Consider the following 5,846-nt stretch of genomic DNA (forward strand, 5'->3'; position numbering starts at 1 on the left):
TAAATAACGTGTTCGCAGCCGCAATGTTTGCAAGATAGCTACCTGCTTCAGGGCGGTTAACATGTGTTTCATCAGAGGGGTCAACCGGCGGTGTTACAGGATCAACGGGAGGGTCGACAGGGTCCACCGGCGGCTCTACGGGATCAACCGGTGGGATAGTGCTGACTAAATACCAGTCATTACCGTTTTTTATTAAATTATAGTCATAGGCTCCTGCAACAATACGTCCATATTGCGTGAAAACACCATTTGAGTTTCCTTTGACCGTTATTATTTCAATTCCATTTAGTGTCTGGGAGCCGGTACCACCAAGGTTGTTAACAATAACATTAGTATCCCCCTCACTATCACCATTAATCACCAGTTTATCGGTAAGCGAGTTATCATCAGATAGTTTTGAGTTAAAAATGATTACGCCGCCATCACCTTTGTAATTATTTTAATGGTTAGTATTGTACCGACAGTACTTGCGTTTGAAAGATTAACTGCGCCGGAATTTATCAAGGTGTTTAAATCTGAGTCTCCGAAGACTTTCCACTCTGAAGACGAATCAATGTTAAGACTGTTAACATTATTCATTGAACCATAAATACATGATTTATTGTACAATAAAACATCAATCGCTGCATTTCCTGCTGCGATTATATTACCTGTAGCTACGCTTCCATTAAAGTCCATATCAGCAACAGAATTATCACTGGTAGTGAGTAATATATCATTACCGCTGTCAACTTTAGAATTATATACATGTATATGTGCAGTAGCGTCAGCACCTACCGCTATTGCGGGGCCATTTTCGGTCGCGATAGATGAATTGTTTAGTGTAACCTCATTATCGGCATAGGTACCATCATAACCCTTAGTCAGATAGAGGCCGATAGTGTTATTTTTAGTATTAATAGAACTACCATTTTCAAGTTGAACAATTCCACCTTTTGTGACAATACCATAATTGCCAGAAGAGATGATTTTAGAGTTATCAAATTGGGTATAACCACCAACAAGATAAGCCCCATTTCCTTGGGAAGTTATAGTGCTGTTTTTAACTATTGTTTTGGTATCACCGGTGCTCTCTGTAGGGGAAGCATTCACTAATATCCCATGGGCCTGCGAACCATTTCCTGTAACTTCAACATTAATGGTTGTATTATCAATTAAATACAAACCGGCACCTCCGGGATTAAAGACCCCCCATGTATCTTTGACAGATATATTATCATTAATAATCATTTGGGCTTGTGTGGTTACTGGGCCAAATACAGCACCAGAAACAACCAGGGCAATTAATTTTTTTTTGCTGTTCAATTTTTCCTCACTTCACCATTACTATTGATAAACACTATTCCAATGGGATTAAACACATCACAATCACATGAAACATATTGGAAATAAATTTAATTATTATTTAACCCGACCATTACTGTAGGGCAACCACATGAAATTATTGATAATATTTTAACATGCAGTTAGCATGAAATTTGTATGATGAAATTAAGGTGATTCCGAAAAATATATAGCTAGTCAGCCTCAGTGCCGCTGCCCTGATTCCACTATTGCACAGATTATCTCGAGCTTCGCCCAGCCATTGCGGCAATATTCGCGTAGTACAACTCTATTGCTCCAATAAATAGTCCACGGCAGGGTTTGATGAATAAAATCAGCCCTGAAATACACCCCATTTAACGCAACAAGCACGTCAAATGCCTGAGGCCATCACGGTCTGATTGCTTATACATTTTTTCTTTAGGTTTCAGGTTTTTGAGCTTTGTATCGGTAAGCATTGACGGTATCCAGTATCAATAAATACCGTCATGGGTGATAGGTTATGACGGTAAAAACTGGGTTTTACCGTAACGGTAATTCGTTTAATACGTCATTTATACCGTCAAAAAAATGAGGTTTCCTGATGCGGTTAACAAAGGTTCACGAGAGGTGCTGGCGCTGTAATCCGCGCCAGCTCTGGTTTTAGATGAGGTTAACGAAGGCTATCAGGAGCATGTATTCAACTAGTGCTTCACAATATACATTGTACGGCTATAGGCCACATCTTCAGGGTTGGTAATGGGATACCCTTTCAGCCATGGTTTAATTAAACGCCCGTTGGTGTACTGATAAATAGGCGCAATGGGAGCCTGCTCCATCAGGATTTTTTCTGCGGCGTTATAATCCGCATTACGTGCTTTTTCCGTGTTTTCCATCGTGGCCTGGGTCAACACTTTATCGTATGCAGGATTATTAAACCGGGAAATATTCCCGGAATGAGTCGATGTTAATAACGACAGGAACGTTGATGGTTCATTGTAATCACCTACCCAGGAGGCGCGGATCACATCGAAATTACCGGTATTACGGCTGTCGATATAGGTTTTCCATTCCTGGTTTTGCAACTTCACATCAACACCGAGATTTTTCTTCCACATAGAAGCAACGGCGATGGCGATCTTCTGATGGTTTTCCGAAGTATTGTACAGCAGCGTCAGTTTAAGCGGTTTCTGCGGCCCATAGCCCGCTGCACGTAACAACGTTTTCGCCTGAGCATTCAGCTCTTCCTGACTCATTTGCTCAAATGGAGAAGGCTCAGGTACAAAGCCTGCAGTGACATCCGGCGTGAAATGCCAGGCTGGTTTTTCCCCGGTACCCAATACTTTTTCCGCCATCAGACGGCGATCGATAGTCATACTGAGCGCCAGGCGCACACGCGAATCTGCCGTCGGCCCTTTCTGCGTATTAAACGCATAATAATAAGTACCGAGCTGAGGTGGGGTGTAAACCTGCCCCGGAATATCCTTCAACAGTTTCTGATACATGTTTTTCGGAAAGGATTCCGTAATATCAATATCACCGGCGAGATAACGCTTTGTTGCCGCAGATTCCTGATTAATTGGCAGGAACGTCACTTTTTGCAATACGGTTTTGGCGTTGTCCCAATAGTGTGTATTCGGCACAACCACCAGTTTTTCGTTAACGACACGATCCTGCAATACATAGGCCCCGTTGCCGATCAAATTACCCGGTTTTGTCCACTCTTTACCGCTTTCAACATTGGCTTTTTGTACCGGGTAAAACGCAAAGTTCGCCGTCAGATTGGCAAACCAGGGCAGTGGTTTATCCAGTTGAACTTTTAATGTCCTGGCATCTACCGCGCTAACTCCCAGTTTATCGGGTGTGGCTTTGCCGTCGATAATCGTCTGTGCATTATTGATACCAGCCAAAGCTGCAAACCATGCAAACGGGGAAAGTGTTTTTGGATCAACCAGTCGCTGCCAGCTATAGACAAAATCCTGTGCCGTTACCGGCGTACCATCGGCCCATTTCGCGTTATCGCGTAGCGTAAATGTCCAGATGCGGTTATCGTTACTCTTCCACTGCGTGGCTACACCGGGAATGATTTCACCTTTATCATTCTGGTTGACCAACCCTTCAAATAAATCGCGGATAACCTGAATTTCAGGCAGTCCTACAGCTTTCGCCGGATCCAGCGACGCAGGCTCATCCTTTATATGACGCACCAGTTCTTGTTTTTCTGCCAGTACCGTTCCGCTGGGAACATCCGCAGCATGCGATAAAGAAATGCTGCTAACCAACAGCGCACAACAGGTTACTGAAACAGAATGCCTCATAAAATACCCTCAGATCCGGCCATTAAGTGAATGTGTAATTATTTGTATCGCCAGCAGGAAATGCAATTAACTTCCGACAAGAAAGTGATATTACACCTGAAAAGATAAGTGTGTGAAAACGATTTGATTATCCAGACATTTTGCACAACACTGCGAGTAACAATTCATGCTTTCAGAGAAGACTATGACCGTTACCCGTCCTCGTGCCGAGCGCGGCGCATTTCCACCGGGAACCGAACATTACGGACGTTCACTGCTGGGCGCACCGTTAATCTGGTTTCCCGCCCCCGCGGCCGATCGCGAGAGTGGTCTGATTCTGGCGGGAACTCACGGTGATGAAAACTCTTCAGTGGTTACCCTTTCCTGCGCGTTGCGTACGCTTAACCCTTCGCTGCGCCGCCATCATATTGTGCTGGCGGTTAACCCTGACGGTTGCCAGCTTGGATTGCGCGCGAATGCTAATGGTGTGGATCTCAATCGTAATTTTCCGGCGGCAAACTGGAAAGCGGGAGAAACAGTATATCGCTGGAACAGTAGTGCAGAAGAACGCGATGTGGTGTTGTTAACCGGTGAACATCCGGGGTCTGAACCAGAAACTCAGGCACTGTGTCAGCTTATTCACCGCATTCATCCCGCCTGGGTGGTTTCTTTTCACGATCCGCTGGCCTGTATTGAAGATCCCAGACACAGCGAATTAGGCGAGTGGCTGGCGCAGACGTTTGAATTACCCCTGGTCACCAGCGTAGGTTATGAAACGCCCGGCTCTTTTGGCAGCTGGTGCGCCGATCTGAACTTACACTGCATTACCGCTGAGTTTCCGCCCATCTCTTCAGATGAGGCCAGCGAAAAATATCTGCTGGCGATGTCTAATCTGCTGCGTTGGCATCCTAGAGATGGAGCAGCCCGGTCGTAAAATGCAGGGCTGGCTCTGCGTCATCGGCCAGCCAGGTTGGGCCATCCAGATCGGCAAAGCTGACCTGCGGTGTTAGCGGCAATGCGGCATTAATGGCCCGGGAAGTACACAGCATGCATCCCAGCATCAGAGCAAATCCCTGTTCGCGCGCTTCGGCCGCCAGCGCCAGCGCTTCCGTCAGGCCGCCCGTTTTGTCCAGTTTGATGTTCACCATTTCATAACGCCCGTGCAATGCTTTCAGGCTACTGCGGGTGTGACAGCTTTCATCTGCACAGATGGGCAACGGATGGATAAAATTCTCCAGAGCGGCATCATCCTGAGCAGGTAACGGCTGTTCCAGCATTGCGACGCCTAAATCTGCCAGCAATTGACAACGTGCTGCGAGCCCTTCGGCACGCCAGGATTCGTTGGCATCGACAATCAGCGTGGCGTCTGGAACTGCCGCACGGATAGCGACCATCCGCTCGCTGATTAGGCGGGCATCCAGTTTAACTTTCAGTAATTTCGCGCCATTCTCCCACAGAGCTGCTGCGCTTGCCGCCATCTGCTCTGGGGTACCGATCACCACGGTCTGGGCCGTCGTCACAACTGCATCCAGCTCAGTGCCAATAAATTCAGCCAGAGTTTGTCGCTGTTGCCGGGCACTCAAGTCCCATAAAGCACAGTCAATCGCATTACGCGCAGCCCCTGCAGGCAACAGTTTCTGTAAATCTTCGCGGGTCAGCCCGCTTTCCAGTTGCCGGGCAATACTCATAATTTGTGCCAGTACCGAAGCATCACTTTCGCCATAACGGGGATAAGGCGTACATTCCCCGATGCCTTTTACGCCATTTTCTTCCAGCTCAACCACCACGACGTGTGCTTCTGTTCTGCTGCCTCGGGCAATCACAAAGGGAGTGTGTAGCGGCCAGGCTTCCTCATATACCTTAACTGATCTCATTTATTTTCCTTATGTAATCCCGGAAGCGGATATCCGCAAATAGCGTTTGCCGTGTTAACTGTTGATGGCATAAACTAGCCACGACGTTAACTATATGTAAACAGGAAGATAACCATGTCACAAACCGTTCATTTCCAGGGCAACCCGGTTTCAGTCGCCGGCTCCATTCCTCAGGCTGGTAGCAAAGCTCAGGCTTTTACTCTTGTGGCTAAAGACCTGTCTGACGTTACGCTGGCCCAGTTCGCAGGCAAGCGCAAAGTGCTGAATATTTTCCCAAGCATCGATACCGGCGTTTGCGCGGCATCGGTACGTAAGTTTAACCAACTGGCGACAGAAATCGACAATACCGTCGTGCTGTGCATTTCAGCCAACC

At 46.8% G+C, this 5,846-nt stretch carries 6 protein-coding genes; 2 read left to right on the forward strand and 4 right to left on the reverse strand.

The annotated features are described in order from the left end of the window. From OH663_RS25575 to mppA, 3 genes are all read right to left on the reverse strand, one after another. On the reverse strand, positions 1-412 hold a 412-nt coding region (locus OH663_RS25575; RefSeq protein ID WP_476579528.1), incomplete at its 3' end, for an autotransporter outer membrane beta-barrel domain-containing protein. Then, positions 412-1,305, reverse strand: coding sequence for a hypothetical protein (locus OH663_RS25580; protein WP_200011782.1), 894 nt, complete (start codon positions 1,303-1,305; stop codon positions 412-414). The genes OH663_RS25580 and OH663_RS25575, both read right to left, overlap by 1 nt. A 701-nt stretch (positions 1,306-2,006) precedes the next feature. After that, positions 2,007-3,620, reverse strand: a complete 1,614-nt coding sequence (mppA, locus tag OH663_RS25590; RefSeq protein ID WP_200011779.1) for a murein tripeptide ABC transporter substrate-binding protein MppA — start codon at positions 3,618-3,620, stop codon at positions 2,007-2,009. A 184-nt stretch (positions 3,621-3,804) separates the two neighbouring features. Here mppA and mpaA point away from each other — a divergent pair, with 184 nt between their 5' ends. Then, complete coding sequence (mpaA, locus tag OH663_RS25595; RefSeq protein ID WP_045442451.1) at positions 3,805-4,533, forward strand: murein tripeptide amidase MpaA; 729 nt, start codon at positions 3,805-3,807, stop codon at positions 4,531-4,533. Here the strand turns inward: mpaA and ycjG are convergent. Next, on the reverse strand, positions 4,508-5,473 hold the full coding sequence (gene ycjG, locus OH663_RS25600; protein ID WP_045442448.1) for an L-Ala-D/L-Glu epimerase: 966 nt from the start codon (positions 5,471-5,473) through the stop codon (positions 4,508-4,510). The two genes, mpaA and ycjG, sit on opposite strands and share 26 nt — an antisense overlap. Positions 5,474-5,587: 114 nt before the next feature. Between ycjG and tpx the strand changes: the two genes are divergently transcribed. Further along, positions 5,588-5,846, forward strand: a 259-nt coding sequence (tpx, locus tag OH663_RS25605) for a thiol peroxidase (RefSeq protein ID WP_263525924.1), incomplete at its 3' end; no start/stop codon positions are given.

This window comes from Citrobacter sp. Marseille-Q5395 (assembly GCF_947057495.1).
Lineage (GTDB): Bacteria > Pseudomonadota > Gammaproteobacteria > Enterobacterales > Enterobacteriaceae > Citrobacter > Citrobacter murliniae.